The organism is Microcoleus sp. B6-A1 (assembly GCF_036705085.1).
In the GTDB taxonomy this organism is placed as follows: Bacteria; Cyanobacteriota; Cyanobacteriia; order Cyanobacteriales; family Microcoleaceae; genus Microcoleus.
On the sequence record NZ_JAUBTU010000008.1, the window covers coordinates 1 to 17119 of the forward strand.

At 45.8% G+C, this 17119-nt stretch carries 14 protein-coding genes and 1 tRNA gene; 11 read left to right on the forward strand and 4 right to left on the reverse strand.

What is annotated here, in order from left to right:
* Positions 1 to 392 precede the first annotated feature (392 nt).
* Entirely contained in the window at positions 393 to 623 is a 231-nt protein-coding gene (locus QUB11_RS04325) for a hypothetical protein (RefSeq protein ID WP_333199843.1), read from the forward strand.
* Between the two features lie 207 nt (positions 624 to 830).
* Positions 831 to 1835, forward strand: coding sequence for an MvdC/MvdD family ATP grasp protein (locus QUB11_RS04330; protein ID WP_333199840.1), 1005 nt, complete (start codon positions 831 to 833; stop codon positions 1833 to 1835).
* A gap of 25 nt (positions 1836 to 1860) precedes the next feature.
* On the opposite strand, the gene QUB11_RS04335 is transcribed toward QUB11_RS04330, so the two are convergent.
* The 3 genes from QUB11_RS04335 to QUB11_RS04340 all read right to left on the reverse strand — a co-directional run bounded on the left by QUB11_RS04335 (position 1861) and on the right by QUB11_RS04340 (position 3272).
* Complete coding sequence (locus QUB11_RS04335; RefSeq protein WP_333389888.1) at positions 1861 to 2724, reverse strand: Npun_R2479 family HD domain-containing metalloprotein; 864 nt, start codon at positions 2722 to 2724, stop codon at positions 1861 to 1863.
* 240 nt (positions 2725 to 2964) lie between these two features.
* Entirely contained in the window at positions 2965 to 3102 is a 138-nt protein-coding gene (locus QUB11_RS31240; RefSeq protein ID WP_445300761.1) for a Mo-dependent nitrogenase C-terminal domain-containing protein, read from the reverse strand.
* Entirely contained in the window at positions 3051 to 3272 is a 222-nt protein-coding gene (locus QUB11_RS04340) for a hypothetical protein (RefSeq protein ID WP_333199837.1), read from the reverse strand. Before QUB11_RS04340 ends, QUB11_RS31240 begins: the two co-directional genes overlap by 52 nt.
* 324 nt (positions 3273 to 3596) lie before the next feature.
* Here QUB11_RS04340 and QUB11_RS04345 point away from each other — a divergent pair, with 324 nt between their 5' ends.
* Complete coding sequence (locus QUB11_RS04345; RefSeq protein ID WP_333199835.1) at positions 3597 to 4412, forward strand: cobyrinic acid a,c-diamide synthase; 816 nt, start codon at positions 3597 to 3599, stop codon at positions 4410 to 4412.
* Between the two features lie 156 nt (positions 4413 to 4568).
* On the opposite strand, the gene QUB11_RS04350 is transcribed toward QUB11_RS04345, so the two are convergent.
* Positions 4569 to 5612, reverse strand: coding sequence for an AI-2E family transporter (locus QUB11_RS04350; RefSeq protein WP_333389889.1), 1044 nt, complete (start codon positions 5610 to 5612; stop codon positions 4569 to 4571).
* Between the two features lie 108 nt (positions 5613 to 5720).
* On the opposite strand from QUB11_RS04350, the gene QUB11_RS04355 reads away from it, so the two are divergent.
* The 8 genes from QUB11_RS04355 to QUB11_RS04390 all read left to right on the forward strand — a co-directional run bounded on the left by QUB11_RS04355 (position 5721) and on the right by QUB11_RS04390 (position 17047).
* Positions 5721 to 6020 (forward strand): hypothetical protein, encoded by a 300-nt coding sequence (locus QUB11_RS04355; protein ID WP_333389890.1) that lies wholly within the window; start codon positions 5721 to 5723, stop codon positions 6018 to 6020.
* 9 nt (positions 6021 to 6029) lie between these two features.
* On the forward strand, positions 6030 to 7181 hold the full coding sequence (gene gshA / locus QUB11_RS04360; protein ID WP_333389891.1) for a glutamate--cysteine ligase: 1152 nt from the start codon (positions 6030 to 6032) through the stop codon (positions 7179 to 7181).
* A 396-nt stretch (positions 7182 to 7577) separates the two neighbouring features.
* Positions 7578 to 8039 carry a tRNA (cytidine(34)-2'-O)-methyltransferase gene (locus tag QUB11_RS04365; RefSeq protein WP_333199826.1) on the forward strand — a complete coding sequence of 154 codons (462 nt, stop codon included), beginning with the start codon at positions 7578 to 7580 and terminating at the stop codon, positions 8037 to 8039.
* 582 nt (positions 8040 to 8621) lie between these two features.
* Complete coding sequence (locus tag QUB11_RS04370; RefSeq protein WP_333389892.1) at positions 8622 to 11096, forward strand: peptidoglycan DD-metalloendopeptidase family protein; 2475 nt, start codon at positions 8622 to 8624, stop codon at positions 11094 to 11096.
* A 138-nt stretch (positions 11097 to 11234) separates the two neighbouring features.
* A tRNA-Met gene (locus QUB11_RS04375) sits at positions 11235 to 11307 on the forward strand.
* Between the two features lie 125 nt (positions 11308 to 11432).
* Positions 11433 to 12032, forward strand: coding sequence for a peroxiredoxin (locus QUB11_RS04380; protein ID WP_015178160.1), 600 nt, complete (start codon positions 11433 to 11435; stop codon positions 12030 to 12032).
* Positions 12033 to 12144: 112 nt separating this feature from the next.
* A complete protein-coding gene (locus tag QUB11_RS04385; RefSeq protein ID WP_333389894.1) occupies positions 12145 to 12687 on the forward strand; it encodes a redoxin domain-containing protein in 543 nt (180 codons plus the stop codon).
* 310 nt (positions 12688 to 12997) lie between these two features.
* Positions 12998 to 17047, forward strand: a complete 4050-nt coding sequence (locus QUB11_RS04390) for a hypothetical protein (protein ID WP_333199820.1) — start codon at positions 12998 to 13000, stop codon at positions 17045 to 17047.
* Positions 17048 to 17119: the final 72 nt, after the last annotated feature.

The following is a 17119-nucleotide window of genomic DNA, read 5'->3' on the forward strand; positions in this document are numbered from 1 at the left end:
ATTATACTGATGATGGGTAAAAAAGTCATGGTGGGGTTCACGAGTATTTATACTCATCGCAAAAGTGACACGCTCCCTACTTTTGTCGCTTCAGAACGCCCTCAATCACGCCAACTTGCATATCATCTAAATGCTTGCCAGTTTTCGCAAAGACAACTTCATCCGCAAAAGCCAGTGCTTCCTTAACGTTCACCCGCGCCTCCTCACAATATCCGAGCGATCGAACTAAAACCGTCTAGATCCGACTATTTTCGCCTTGAATACAAAAACGATTAAAGCTTTATCAAAACTTTTTATATTATACGACTTTATCCGACCTTTTTCGACTATACAAATTAATTGGCAAGCTGTAGCATTGTGAATATCAAATCATCGCTCAAAGAAACTAACTTATGACGACTACCCAACTCGCTCTCGACAAAAAAACGCATCCCTTGATGATGCACCTAAGCATCTTGCCCAAGTACGGCATTTCCGAAGAGCAAGCTAGCTACGATCCCAGCACGCAGACTTCTAATATCACCTCCATGAGCGGCTCCTGGTGTACTAAGAGCTCTTCCACGAGTGAAAGTGTTGGTTGGCCTTTTACAAAATCCGATGAGGACTCGCAAGAAGACGACTAGAAATTTTAATAATTAACAGATAATTCGATCGCCCTTTATGTTCTTGAAAGACCTGTATAAATTTTTGCATGACAGGTCTTTCACTGTCAACATTATTTCAATTAGTTTGATTGCGATACCAGTTTCAAAAAAAATCTAACCGCATACAAGCTCGAAACCCATACATTATCCATCATTTCCTATCTCAAATCTAAAATATAAAATAGTATGACTGACCTTTTAATCGTGACTTCCGAGACTGACATTCATGCGGATGTCGTTATCAACCAATTGCAAAAATCAAATATTCGAGCAATTCGATTAAATTCAGAAAGTTTTATAAAAAAAAGCAAATATGCTTACTCGTGGCAAGCTTCGGGCAATCCCAGTCAAAGTTTTTTGTCTTTTGAAGACTCTTTGAGAGAAGTTCAAGATGTTGGCGTGATTTGGTGGCGAAAACCAGAAGATTATCAAGTGTTTCCAGAAGTTGATGATGCTTGGGCAATCAAGTATTGTCAAGAAGAAACAGAATCTTTAATGTACTCTCTGTCTGGCTTATATCCCAAAGCGAGGTGGGTCAATAACTACTACAAAATTAGATTGCCTTCCCATCGCATCAATCAGATTCCAATTGCTCAAAAACTGGGAATTACTATCCCTCCAACACTCGTAACCAATTCCTACGATGCTGCTTGCAACTTTGTGACACAACAGGGTAAGTGCATTGTCAAACCGATGCGCTACTCTGGATTCCTACATGATGAAAAGCAGTATGCTTGCTATACTCGCCCCATTGATGTAGAAACACTTGAAGCATTTCGAGAGAGCATTCGATTAGCGCCTGTTTTTATTCAAAAACGCATTCAAAAGAAAGCCGAATATCGCGTTACATTAATCGGCAAGCATAGTTTTGTTTGCCGGATTGATGCCAAACATACCAACGATGCAGACGTGACTTTGGATTGGCGCGTCACCGAACCGGAGAAACTCGTTCACGTTCCCGACAATTTGCCGATCGACTACCTCAACAAACTTCATCAAATGCTTGACGAGTTTGGTTTGAATTTTGGTGCATTCGACATCATTCGCGACGAGGATGATACGCTCTATTTTATCGAACTCAATCCTAACGGACAGTGGTATTGGATCGAAATTCTCACTAAAATGCCTATGGTTCGCGCAATGGTGGAACTCATCGAAGATTTAGCGCTGCAATATCAACAGGATTGCTGAATATCGCCCGACATCTACCCAAAACTTACCTAACGACAGCCACCTCCTCCAATCCTACCTTAGAATGCTCCACCCGGAACACATTTGCGCTCAGATTAGCAACAATTTGTTTCCCCTGCTGCGTCAGTTCCAAATAGCCGATCGCATCCTTCACATACCGATAAACCACATTCCAATAAAACTTCGGATAACCATCCCGCAACTCCCCCGGATTTTGATAGCCTAAAACCCGATTTTGCCCAATTTCCTCAAACTCGTAAAACAGCGCCGCAATCTTTTGCAAATATCGCGGATCACTCAACTGACCGATTAAATCAGCAGCCCGAACTAAACCCGGATAATTTACAGTATCTTGATAATCTTCATCTGCAGGAACTGGGAAACGAGTCAGCTCAATATTATGCTTAATCAGCTCAGCATCAATCAGTTTATGACCGCCAAAACGCTCGTCAATAAACATTTTTCCGCGCTCGACATGATAAAGCATCAAACTAGCATCCGTGGCCCCCGGAGGCAGCGTTAATTTCATGTCACCTATTCCCGTCGCATACAGTCCTAAATCTGTTCTATCTTGTCGGCAAACACCTTTAACATACCCGATATCGTGACATAGCAAAGCAATGTGGAAGTGCAACCAATCTTCGCAGGAAACACCCCCTTCGCGGATGTGCTTCCCCCCCAGAATTGCTTGTCCCACCAAGGTCACTAAAATAGTGTGTTCGACATTATGGTAAAGAGCATCGCTATTAGCAATATTTTCTAAAGCCATACTCGCCACCCAAGCAATAATCTCGCCATAGTCAGATTTAAACCCGCCGTAAGTGTGGCGGTAGCCTTCAATCAGGCGATTGACAAAAGCCTTAATCAGCAGTTCAGTTGCGTTAAACATATTCACTTCCCTGAGCCCACGTAGATTATTAAATTATTTTTATAGTTATTGTTTTTGCTGCTACCGTTTGATGTTATTTTTGGCTTAAGCGCCACGATGGATACCCACTCCTATCGAGAGGCATCCATTGATATTATCAACAATTATGGCTTAAATTATGGCTCTCGCAACTACCAGAGCGACAGACCCCATAAATAATTGATATCAAGGGGCGATCGAGGTATGACACCCCTCAATTAGCTACGGCGTTACATCTTCCCCGTATAGGTTAGGAAAAAACGAGGGCGAGCGAAAGCTTAACCCAATTAATTCCTCATACACAGGATTCAGCTTGCACATAGGCGGTATGTGGAAAAGATGGTGTCCCCATAGCTGCATATCTCTCTCACAATGACACCCTGCGCGTATAACTGGGCACACCACTGAGTTACTGGTGGCTCTCCCACGGCAATGTTATCAAGCCACTGTCGCACTTGTTGCAAGAGGCGATCGCGAAAAGTTAAGTCTTGGCACTGATTTTCCGGGAAAATACTTGTAGTCAATTTCATGATTGAACTCAGTAATTATTACTAACAAAAACTCATGAATCACCCGACTTAATCCTCAACGAAACCCAATGTTGCGCCGGTGACGGGAAGAAGTTTTACGGGTGGCACTCGTCGCCCCCAAATGTGATGCGAAGAGCTAGCATTTGTGATTTAAAACTCGCTAAAGTGTGAGACAGATCACGCCCCATGTTCCCTACAGAATGTATATTTAGATAGATGGCAAGAAAATAAGACAGAACAACTTGCAACCCTCCGTCGCAGCTTCCCCCTCCCATCATCTGCCATATATTACTCTGTATACTTACTAATATAAGGTTTCAGGCAATGATTAAACAAAAACATAAATATGCCGACCTTGCTCAACTCCCCCACACAGATACCGTGCTGCAAAAACTCCCTGTAGAAGTTAAAGATTGGGCCCAAAGCTTGCCTTGGAACCAGCGACGCTATGTCTTGTCCCTCTGCTACATATTGTGTGCATCTACTCCCGACTTGCAAGCAGAATTTTTAGATAATTATACAGCCGACGGTTTAGTCTCAAAAATGTTTGAAGATGTAGATACTCTACACCGAGTCAAAGAGTATTTAATCAGATTTCGGGTCAAAAAACAATTAAACGAATCAGATTTAAGAAGCTACATCAAACAATTTTATATCCACTCAGCTCAACAATCGCGCCGAGAAACTGACCAATATTTAGAATCTGCACTCCGCTTCGTCTTGAGTACAGAAGAACGCAATAATGTTTTTAACTACATTTTGGGGTTTGAATTTATTAAAATTGTGTTTCAAATGAGCTGGTTGCAACACGAAAGATTAGCGAGACTCCAAAAAAATCAGTCGCAGTTTATTGAAACCTATATCAAGCCGATTCAACACGCACACAGAATTAATGGCATAATTCTCCCGAAAGATGAGAGAATATTTTTTGCCAGACGCACCTATTACGTTCAAATTCCTAACATTTCCTACAGAAAGCTCATTGAGTTAGTCATGGCAACTTTTACTACAGAAATGGTGAGTAATTGCGGATTTTCTATCAGCCGCCACTCTCAAGCTCTGCGTTTTGACTGCGATTATATTTATGATCCAGAACCAGAAGAAGAAAGATTTCCTACTGACTTGCAATTTATTCATTAACTGTACGCAGTAAGGTGTACCATACAGTGCTTTTTTCTCTTTACTTGTAGTTGCGCTTTGGGCACAGGAGAGTTTTTGAAGCATGGGACTTCTAGTCTGTAAGTTAAAACCGAATTTTCCAGCGGGATTGGATATAAAATAGGAGGGCTGCATCAATTAACCTTCCGCTTGCATTTCTTCAATGTCAAACCAGCTAACTATAACTCCCGCTAGCGGAATCGCCAGAAATATACCTAAAAGTCCTGCTGATCTTGCTCCGACTAACAGTGCAAAAAATACCACTACCGGATTGAGGTTAAGGGAATTTTGCATGAGTCTCGGATGAATAAAGTTGTCTTGAATTTGCTGCAAAACAATGCAAGCTGCCAATACTTTTAAAGATAGCCACACATTTTGAGACAATACAATAAAACAAACTAAGCTAATCCCCAGCGTCGCTCCGATCCCTGGAACTAAATCAAACAATCCGATAATAAAGGCTAAAATCAAGGGAAATTTTACATCTAACAGCAGGAAGATTAAAAAACTTGCTGTTGTCAAAAATAACATTAACAGGATTTGTGCCTGAAAAAATCCTAAAAAGTTTTTCTCTATTGTTACACTTAAACGCCTGTGCAGGTGTCGGGGTATAAATTTGAGAACTAACAGCCACAGCCTCTCTCCATCAAGTAACATGAAAGAAGCCACTACCATAATTAATATTAAATTCAATAAATTGGTTAAAAATACTTGTAAAAAAGCAATACTCGATACAACTCCTGCCAAAGCTTGATTTCGCAGTTGTTCCTCAATAACTCGCAGGTTAACTTGCAGGTTTCTTGCTCGCAAAAATGCTTCGATGCGCTCGGACAGAGGCGCAAAAGCATTCACAAATTCAGTCATGCTGTCAATTAATTGCTGTCCTTGAGATAAAAGAGTGACGCCTACAGTGACGGTGAGACCGCCAAAAACTAAAATGGTGAGCAGGACAACGAAGGCGACAGCTAAACTTCGCGGTAAAAATCTCTGGAGAGTTCGCACCGGATAGTTGAGCAAAAAAGCCACGAGTGCAGCAATGGTGAAAACCGCGACTGCTGTTTCAAAGTAAGCTAAAAGTTGCAGTCCAGCCCAACCAGAAGCAAATAAAAGCAAAAACCGGACTAAGGCTAAATTGCTTAGCATATTCCAAAAATTGGGAGGGGTTCTTTCTTGCTCTTTCACAGGGATTTTTAGGGGTTAATACTATAGCTCAAAAATATTGCAGAGCCCTCTTTTAGAATCGCACCCAAGATATATCTGCGGCTATCCCCCTCAAGGCAGAAAATAGATGTGGAACTGAGGCAGGAGTGGGTTCTATTCACCACAAGTTCGATCGCCCCCAATACCGAATCAAACACAAGCGCGATCGAACAAACAGCCTTTCTGACTCTCAAACCGTCTCGGAAACTCTTTGCGATGGCATTATTTGTCATGGCAGGCCCCCAACTAGGAAACAAACGCTCAAACAAAGCCTGCGCCGAAAAACCGGGTTTCAGTGCCAGTCGCGAAAAATTTCAACTCTGCCTCGTGGAAGATAGTATGAACAGGTCAATTTTTGGGATACTAGAAACTAGCACTCAACTTAGCTGAGGAACAAACGTGCTGCTATCAAAAGGCTTTGAAGTAGAAATGTATACCGGCACTCCCGAAGGTGAGGTTGTCGGTCTCTCCGATCGCATAGTCGCCGATCTAGAGGGATTTGTGCGGGAGCCTGATAGCCGCAATGTGGAGTACACGACCGCCCCGCTGTGCAGCTACGATCGCCTGTTGTGCGCCTTAGTCAAGCCGCGAGTCCGGCTGCGCGAGTATCTCAAACAATTGGGCGACTATACCTTGCTGCCGGGAAGTACCTTGTCTCTCGGAGGGAGCGATCGATTTTACAGATCCGATCCCAACAACCCCTACCACACCTACATCGAGCAAACCTACGGCACCAAAGTCGTCACCGCCAGCATTCACATCAACATCGGCATCTCCCAACCAGAAATGCTGATGCGCGCCATCCGCCTCGCCCGCGTCGAAGCACCGCTATACCTTGCCTTGAGCGCCTCTTCCCCCTTCCTCGACGGGGAAGTCACGGGCTATCATTCCACTCGGTGGGGTTTGTTTCCCAAAACTCCCGCCATCGTTCCCCTGTTTGAAAGTCACAAGCATTACATTCAGTGGACTGAAGAACAGCTAGAACTCGGTACTATGCAAAACGTCCGCCATTTGTGGTCTGCAGTGCGACCAAATGGCGATCGCCGCCCCTACTGTCTCAACCGCCTCGAACTGAGAATTTGCGACCTCGAAGTCAATCCTCTGGCTTTGTTAGCCATCACTGCCTTACTAGAAGCTCGCATTTGGCAGATGATGGAAGACCCCAGCTTAGACCCTTTAGAGCTCAGCACCTTGCCAGCAGCCACCCGCAACCAAGACTTAGTTGCTCTCACAGACGCCAACGAAATTGCTGCATCCCGGCAAAGTTTGGATGCCGAACTTACCCACTGGCAAGACGGCAGAACTATTCTGGCACGAGATTGGATTGAGGAAATTTACCGCGAAGTGTGGCCTATAGCCAAAAAACGCGGCTTTAGCTGCTTTCTCTCGCCACTCAAAAAGATTCTCCGGGAAGGCAACACGGCCCAGCAGTGGTTGAAGCTACACGAGGGCGGTTCAGACACCCGCAGTATTATTCTGCAAGGGATTAATGGTATGGCTCACCAAGAATGGGAACTTGAAGACAACTTGTGCGCCCAGTTAGTTGCCTGAAGTACCCGCCGTTATGATAAGGGGGGCTTTCACTAGCCCCCTGCCTCTGCGTACTCAGCAAATACAAATAGCCCGAACCTCCCGGTCAATCGATTTTAGATTTTAGATTTTAGATTTTAGATTTTAGATTGACCCCACGGATAAATACGTTCGGCAAGTTTCATCGGATACAGGTTTTTTATTTCTGGATCCTGAGTCTGCTTTCGGAATGAATCACGTGGCGGGTATCCTGGATGCTTGATTGTCAAAAGTTGCAGAGCACCTCCCAAAAACCAATCAGAATATTTAATCAATGGAGCTCGACAAAGGTTATAAATAAAAGCTATAAGGTATATCTACCTGTGGGTAGTTTGATAAATTTCCCAATAGCTGTATTTTACGCTTTTAATTAGCTTCATGCCCCAACTTGTCTTGATTCACCCGCAAATCCCCCCGAATACTGGCAATATCGCCCGCACTTGCGCTGCCACAGGCACGGAACTGCATTTAGTCGGCCCGCTGGGGTTTGAAATTAGCGATCGCTACCTGAAACGGGCCGGCTTAGATTACTGGCCCTACGTCAATCTCCACTGCCACGAAGACTTAGCGGCTTTTCTGGTCTATCGGGAGCAGCGCGGGGGACGCTCGATCGGATTCAGCACTGGCGGGCGATGCAATTACGCGCAATTCCAATTTCAGCCCAGCGACTGGCTGATGTTTGGCTCGGAAACTGTAGGCATTCCCCAATTCGTCTTGGATGCCTGCGATGCCACAGTTTTTATTCCGATGAGCCAGCCTGGAGTCAGGAGTTTGAACCTCTCCGTCAGCGCCGCTGTAGGTTTATTTGAGGCTAAACGACAGTTGGGGGAGCTGGGATAAATCATTATCAACACATAAATATATAGATATTTAATAGCTGGTGGAGGCTGCCAAGTCTCCATTTTAATATAAGAAATTTGTATCAAAGGGGTGAAAATCTAGATAGCCGACATTAATATATTTTATTCATTCAAAAACAGATTGTTATCAGCAACACCAAATTACTCCCAAGAGGATTCAGCAACAAAAACAGAGGATTTTAGCGATTTAGGGCGTCAGCGAGTACCAGCTTGGGTCTGAACACTATATCTAGTAAATATACGGTTGTAGGTTGTCCGGAAATTAGCCTAAAGTCTGATAATAGGTGAGAGTTCAGAGCCTTACGGGAATGAAGATTTTATGTATTCGTTCCAGCTATTGCGGTGTAAGGCTTGTGGGGTTAATTGCAGCAGGTTTGACCGAGAATTTTAAAATTTATGACGGTTTGAGCTTGTCTAAATTTAAAAAGCAAGGTAATCTGGCCTAAGCATGATAGCTGTCAACAATCAGAATATTTTTGCTTGTTGATTTAAATTCAGCGTCATGCGATCCCCTTGAGTGTTTCCAAGGACAGTTAGCGCTTCTCAGTAGGAGGTCGTTTTTTTGAAACGAACATATCCCCAAATTAAGCCTGTTCAGGCTAGTGAAATCGACAGAGACGGTTCTGCGGAACCATCAAAACAGACAACGCTCAGCACAGGCAGAGTTCGCTCTCTCGCCACGATCGGGCTGGCAATATCGGTAGGTGCTTCTGGCATCCTGCTACCGAGAAATGGAGACAGCGCTCGCGCGTCTGAGCTCGCACCGACATCAGAATCCACCGCTGAAGTACAGCCAGTATCGGCCAACGGGCCCGCTACGTCCGCACAAGTTGACGGTTCCAGGGCCCAACAGCCCGGAGCACCTTCTGAGCCGGCGACGGTTAAGGTGCAGGAGGGGCAAAGCCTTTGGGAGCTTTCTCGGGATTATGAAGTAGAACCGTTGGTACTAGCAACTGCCAACGACATCCAACCCGATACCATACTCCAAGTTGGCCAACAGCTTAGAATTCCGACTGCGACGGAAGCCACACCACAACAGAACGCCGGCTATAGCACATCGGCTTCGCTAGATCGCGCAGCGACGGTCAATCCCGAACAAGAGTTAAATCTGACTGGCTCCGAGCCATTGGATAGTGCAGCGATGACAGCGCTGCCATCAACCGCAGCGACCCCGCTGGTCACGACGGTACCGGAACAAAGTTCGATCGACATCCCGAATGCAGACGGGGCGATCGACAGTTTGAAAAAACAGGAAAACCGCACCACAGAATCGGGTCGAACTATGTTCGGGTCGGAAGGGGGAGCAAATTTATCTACACCTGCGGCATTTGTGCCCGAGTCAGCACCGACGCTGACCTCCCCCGGATATGCAACTGGGACAACTATTCCTGACCTCGATGCCACACCTGTAATTCCCAATTCCGGGGAAGGTCAAGCAGCATCGCCCGATCGAGCATTCGAGTCAATAGAACAGTCTTTGGCAACACCCAGTTTGCCCTCGGCTGTGCTAGTCCCCCCTGCGGGAAGCACCGCCCGGCCGGCTGAGGTTCTCTACAGCGTGCGTCCGGGAGATACGGTAGATGCGATCGCCAAAGGTCACGGCGTATCGCCCAAAGATCTGATCTCCGTCAACAAGCTCGGCAACCCCAACTTGCTGAATGTCAATCAACGGCTCAAAATTCCCCAAGTTGGGTTGAAAAATCCAGGGGTGGAGGCGGCAGCATCTTATTCTGCCTCCAACTCTACATCGGTCTGGGGGGCGAGTTCGGTTCCCGCATCTTTGAACCCCAGCTCGTCTACCTCGGAAATAGCCGGTGCTGGCGTTGCAGCACCGGGGCCCAAAGTGCCTGTTGTCTCTCCCTTGGAGAACCTGGAAGGTCTGAACAATATTTCAGCGCCGATGGTTCCCCAAATTAACAGCATTCCGCTGACTCAAGTTTCCCAAACCATTAGCGATCCACGGAAGCTGGATCTTCAAGGCGAACCAACATTTACAGGTGCAGTTGACACCAGTGCCCTGCCCTCGCCAGCCAGTGCAACTGCTACCGCCATCGCTACGGGAGAATACCCGCAGCCGATCAGCTTCGTGGCAAATACTAGCGCCCAGGGTTCAAATGCCGATCCAACTAGCGCTTTACCAGAGTCGAATTCGGAGGCTCTCCCCACCGCACAAGCTCTCAACCCTTATTCCGAACGCTTGAGGGCAGAAGTTGTCAGGCTGCGAGAGGAATATCGTGCCTCGCGCAATTCGATCGGCGCCAATGCGGTGTCCCTGGCTCCAAATGACGGGCCCTCGGTCAACCCGTCTGAGGATATGCCAAGTGCCAATCCCTATCTCTACACCCCCGAATATACTGAGGCGGTGCAGAATGAAATCAGCAGACCGCCATCGAGAGCCTGGTCCCAGCAGGTTCAGAAGCAGCAGCAAGAGCGTTTAGACCCCGCTCGCGCAGCGGAACTGCAACCGATCAACCTGACGCCAAAAAGCACTCTGGAACAGCCGGTAGTGGCAACTGCTCCTTTGGGAGCCGAGGGTTACGATCCCCTAAGCAACCCGTCTTTGGGACGCATGGTTTCTCCAGAACTGCCTCCGCTTTCGAGCCCTGATACTTATCTGCCTAACGGCAAACAACAGTCGGCTAACGGGTTTATTTGGCCGTCTAAGGGCGTTCTTACTTCTGGCTACGGCTGGCGGTGGGGACGGATGCACAAAGGAATTGATATTGCAGGGCCGATCGGCACGCCAATTGTGGCAGCATCAGACGGGGTGGTTACCTATGCTCAGTGGAACGACGGCGGCTACGGGTATCTGGTGGAAATTACCCATCCTGACGGCACTGAGACTGTCTATGCCCACAACAGCCGAATTTTGGTGCAAAAGGGTCAGAGAGTCGCTCAAGGGGAACAGATTTCAGAAATGGGCAGCACTGGCTTCAGTACCGGGCCGCACTTGCACTTTGAAATTCATCCCCCCGGACAGGGTGCTATCAACCCAATGGCTTTTCTGCCCGACGATGCGTCCAGCGCTTCTCGGTAACGACTGGTCGGAAGTTATGGGTTTTGAATGATTACCAAAACTCATAACTTTTACTGGAAGTCATTAGAAAGAGTGTTGTTTGAAAACAAGACATAGCTAGCCCTACCGTGCTACGATAGTAAATCGTGAAGTAGATTTGGCTCAGTGGCGCAGTGGTTAGCGCAGGGGACTCATAAGCCCAAGGTCGCAGGTTCAAATCCCGCCTGAGCCATTATTTAATCAAAAAAACTGCGCTCTCAAATTTGAGAGCGTTTTTTTTGATTGATCGAGAAGATACTTGTAGTCGTTATGAGTATGATATATTTGTAACAGTTCGTAAAAAAGGAAACAAAATCTATGACCAGTGAATGCCTCCGGGTTGGTCAAGCTGCACCCGATTTCGCAGCAACAGCCGTAGTGGATCAGGAATTCAAGACTGTTAAACTGTCCGACTATAAAGGCAAAAAGTATGTAGTCCTGTTCTTCTACCCCTTGGACTTCACCTTTGTGTGCCCGACTGAGATTACAGCATTTAGCGATCGCTTCGAGGACTTCAAAAAAATCGATACCGAAATCCTCGGCGTATCCGTGGACAGTGAATTCTCTCACCTCGCTTGGATACAAACAGACCGCAAATCTGGCGGTGTTGGCGACCTCAACTATCCCTTAGTTGCTGACCTCAAAAAAACAATTAGTTCGGCCTACAACGTCCTAGACCCAGAAGCAGGCATTGCCCTCCGAGGTCTGTTCATCATCGACAAAGAAGGCATCATCCAACACTCTACTATCAACAATCTTGCCTTCGGCCGCAACGTGGACGAAACTCTCCGTACCCTGCAAGCTATCCAACACGTCCAGTCTCACCCCGATGAAGTTTGTCCCGCCGGCTGGCAGCCCGGTGACAAGACCATGACTCCCGATCCTGTCAAGTCTAAGGTATTCTTTGCTGCGGTTTAAGCAGATTATATTTGTACGGACACGGCGCTGCCGTGTCCGTACCTGCAGAGGCATTTATTTAAGCGGATTTTTAATTACCAATTAGCAATTAGCAATTACCCAATTAGGAAATATGCTGACTTCTACTAATTTTAGCGGCTTGTTAAATGAGCGGTTTTTCCAAAATCTATTGCCTGTTCCGGCGAGTAATGTTCTGAAGCTGGGACAGATGACGCCAGATTTTGAATTGCCGGATATTAATAATGGCAAATTAGTGCGGCTGTCGAATTATCGGGGCGATAAGCCGGTAGTCCTGGCTTTTACGCGGATTTTTACAGAAAAGCAATATTGCCCTTTCTGTTTTCCTCACATTAAAGCTTTGAATGAAAACTGGGAAAAATTTGCCGATCGCAATATAGAATTATTGATGGTTGCCAGTACCGACGATCGCCAAAGCCAAATTGTGGTTAGAGATTTAGGCTTGAAAATGCCTCTGCTTTCTGATCCAGGCTGTCAAGTTTTTCGTGCTTATCAAGTCGGTCAGGCTTTAGGTGCTCCTTTGCCTGCTCAGTTTGTTTTGAATGCAGATGGAAAACTCCTCTTCAAACATTTGTTTTCTTTCATAGACCACAATGCTAGTGTGGACACTTTGTTGAAATATAGCCTTTCTCAGTAACATGAGGTGCACGGTTGATAAGCGGGCATAGGGATCCGTGGCCTCCGTGGGCATACCTCACCAAGATTGAGAACTGTTGTATGTCGATCATCGGTAAGGACATCGGTGCTGTGTCCTAATTGGGAGTTTTTCACCGCTGAGGCACGCTAGTTTAGGCCCATCAGCGGTTTTTTTTATCGGTTGACACTTGCTGCAACAGATATTTAGTAATAAATACTTATTGTGCCAATTGCGATGGCGGAATGTTGCCATGTTCGCTCGACATTAATCTAGGCTATAGCTTGAAGGTACTTAGTACAAGTTTAAGCCAATGTCGTCTCCCAAAGATCGATCGAGCAAAATTGAATTGAGCGTCTTAGCCTCGCATCCTGAGTTGTTGACAGGTTTAGATGCGTGGCTGCGGCTAGGTTTACTTTCGCCCGCTGAGGTTGAGGAATTGTGCCGACAGTATTTAGTCTGCCCAATCAGAGATCCCGCTGTAGATTTTTCTGAAATTGAAAACCCGCGAGATCCTATTGCCGAGCCTAAAGTACCTGCCTTATCAACGCAAAAAGCAGTACCTAGCAGCCGAGAAAGCGTTGCTAGGCCCACAGAAACTACTCAAACCCCTAATTTTATCGCTCAAATTTTGCACTCGCTAATGGCAGAAATTAGCGTGGTGTGGCTGTTGTTTTTAGGAGTGTTCATGGTAGTTGTCTCCTCTGGAGTCTTAGCTGCCAGTCAGTGGGAAAGATTTCCTGCCTCCGGACAATACGGAGTTTTGTTAGCTTATACTTTAACCTTTTGGGCGATTAGCAGTTGGGCAAACAGACAGCAGAATTTGCACTTGACTGCTCAAACTTTGCAAGAAGTGACGCTGTTGCTAGTGCCGATCAATTTTTGGGCAATGGATACTTTTGGATTGTGGCGGTATCCTTGGGATTGGGCGGTAGCAATCGCAGCGGCACTTATTTTGACTTGGATAACTGCCCGGATTATCAAATATCAATATCAAAGCTGTTCAGGAAAAAACATCACTCGATCGATCGCCCTAAATCACTTGGGATTGAGTTATTTGCACTCTTGGTGGGCCTTGGCAGGCTTTGCCCTTACTGCGGTTTATGTGGGTACAGTGGGAACTGCTGCTACTACAGTTTATCAAGTTCAGCAACAACGATTGCAATCTATCCAAGGTGGGGGAAATACTGAAACGTTCCCCGCTGCTTTCAGTTTGAGCAGAGATTTTCTGACTTACAAAAAAGCAGCTTTAGTAGCTTATTCGTTAGGAATTTTACTGGGTCGAGCGATATTTGTCAAGGATGTAAATATCGCTGAAATGGGTTTAGCTTTGGCGATTTGTGGCGTGCTTTTAGCATGGCTAGATTGGCAGCACCCCCTCACATCTGGGACTATTGAAAACAATATATCCGATCGGCCAAATCCCAGCAATTTTTTTAAATGGCAATTAGCGGGAATGGGTTTGTTGGGTTTGGGGTGGCTGGTTTGTTTTCGTGACATTCCGCTACAGGCGATCGCAGTTAGCGGATTGGCTGTTTGGTTTTTTTATAACCGTTTAGTGCGGTTTTGGCAAGAGTTTGATTTGCTAATGCTGGAGGCGGTGGGACTTCAAAGTATTTGGCTGTTTTGGCGAGTGCTTCCTTTAGGGATTAAAACACAAGTTGTGGCATTTTTAACTCAGCTTACAAACTCTCAGGAAACTCCTTGGGCTTTTTGGGGTGTTCTGCTGTTGCCTTATTTAATTTTAATGGTAAGTGCAGCGCAGTGGCTCTACCGCAAGCGAAAGTTTCAACTTGCCAGTTTTGGCGAAAACCTTGCTCTCGGTTTGGGGAGTGTTTTAACTGTTATTAGTTTTGTCAATCCGTTTTGGCGATCGCTCAATTTATTAGTCTCTACTTTAATTTTAGGTTGGATCGCTTGGAAATACATAATTCCAGATAATTCCCGGCGAGTTGCGAGGCCGGATTCTGCGGCTGAGCAACAGGGAAATCCAGCAATTTTGGTTCCCATAACTCACATTATGGGTTTAGGCGCGATCGCTTCGGCAATTGACTTATTTTTCCCAAACCTGACCCCCAATATTTGGTCGGCAATATTATTAATGTTTATGGCGAGTGAATGGGTATTTTTTGTCTGGATGAAAGCGGCAAATTCCCAAGAAAACTCTGCCTTTTTACGCTGGCATCCTGCATGGTTCCAAAGTTCCTGGTATCTGGGCTTAGTATTAGCAGGATTTAGCTTTGTCTTGATGCAAAATTATTTGATTGCGGGTACTGCCACTCACCGCCCTCAGTGGAGTTTACTCTGGCTGGTGACTCCTTTGGCTTTGACTGCTGTTGCTAAATATACTGAGGTTCCTCACAAACGAGTTGCCAGTACATTTAGTACGATCGCTTTAATAGTTGCCCAACTTCTAATTTTTATTTTTCCGGGATATCGATTAATTGGTTTGGGGGTTGCCGCCGGATTAATGTTGGTCAATACTTACTATTTAGTCGAGCTACCAGCGGCTGCGATTGGAGTGGGGTTTGGCTTGAGTTTCGTAGCTGCGGTGATCGATCAATTAGGTTTTGTTTCGGGTTGGGATTGGGGAATTGCCGGGGCGATCGCTCTTTTGTGTCTGTGGTTGCTTCGCAGCATGATTGTTCGTTTTTCCAGCCGTTTACCTGAGTCTTCTCAATTAGCTGAAATTTACGATCGAGCTGCAGATGGGTGGGCAATCTTACTGGCAAGCTTGCTGTTAACAACTATTACTTTTTATTCTTTTGAACTGTACGCAGGCAGTAACTTGAGTTCCTCGCCCTCTGCTGAAGTTTTGGCTGCTATTTTGGTGATAATGGCTGCGATTATTTTCCGAAGTTTACGCCAACTTTCCCCTCTGGCAATTTATGCCTTGGCTTGGAGTTTGGAGTTGTTGACAGCAGTCGGTTTGAGTTTTGTCGATCGCACGACGATTAATTTAGCAGTTGCTAATATCGCTCTCGGATTGTCTACGCAATTATTGGGCGATGTGTGGCGGCGCCGCCACCGCGATCCAACTATTTTACCTAGCATTCATTTTATACCTTTGGTTTACGGGGTATTGGGTTTAACTTTCCGATCGCACACTTTGACGAATTGGACTGGTTTAACTGTGTTGGGTGCGTCTTTAATTGCGATCGGCATTGGTAGGCGGGAGCCAGAATTCAAACCTTTGGTTTATTTAGGATTAATTGGCGTCTCCGTTGCTGCTTACGAATCGCTACTCTATCAACTTTTTCAAACACCAGAAGGAGCTTTTGGCGACGGCTTAATTGTCCTGGCCACTCTCGGCACAGCTTTAACATATATTTATCGCATTTTATCTCCTTGGCTCAGCAATTATTTACATTTAACTAATGCAGAGTTAAAAATATTTGCTCACCTGCACTGGGTTTTGAGCAGTTGGCTGCTGATTTGGGCTTCTGCCAATGATATTAAATCCGGCCTCAATTTAGGATTAGTCACTGGTGCTTTATTAGTTCAATATGCTTTCTTGCAAGGGCGAAATAATCTCGATCGCCAATGGGCAGAAATTTGGATTTACTTGGGCTGGCTAGAAGCCTTTGGTATCCGGCTTTACTGGATCAATACGCCTTTAGTTAAGTATATTTCCGGGCCGCTGGGGCCTTGGAAAGTTGCCCTCGCTTCTCTATTTGCCTATTTCATTTACATTTTGCCTTGGGACAACTGGGGTTGGTCAAAAAAACCTTGGCAGGTAATTGCTTTGCTGATTCCAATAGTTACTATTTTGGAAAGTCCGGCTAAGTTTTATCCGATTAGCTTGCTGATAGCTGCCGCCTTCTATGTTTTCCTAGCTTGGGAAAGGCAGGAAGTCCGTTGTACCTATGTGAGTGTGGCGATAATTGACTGGATATTGCTGCGGTGGTTTGGGGAAATAGGATTGACTCAGCCAGAGTTTTATGTTACTCCTTTAGGACTTTCTTTCCTTTATATTACTCAGTTCGATCGCACTCTCAAATTACCCGCACAAAAACCGCTACGCCACACTCTACGAATGCTCGCAACGGCGCTGATTTGCGGGATGCCTCTTTTGACTCAGCAAAGCCACGGTTTAGTTGCGGCAGCTTTTAGTTTGGTGGCGATTGCAGCGGGTTTGGCGCTGCGAGTTCGGGCGTTTTTGTTTGTGGGAACGGGAATTTTTTTAATCAATGTTTTCTATCAGTTGGTGGTTCTAATCTTCGATTATCCGCTGATTAAATGGGCCATTGGTTTGGCTTTTGGCATTGCATTTATCTGGATTGCTGCTACTTTTGAAACGCGGCGCGATCGCATTTCTGCTGTCGTGCAGCATTGGGTTGTACAATTGCAATCGTGGGATTAAATTTTCCCTTAATCAACTTTTGTTGGGTGGTTAGGGTGGGTTTACCAAAACCCTAACCCTATGATTATTTGT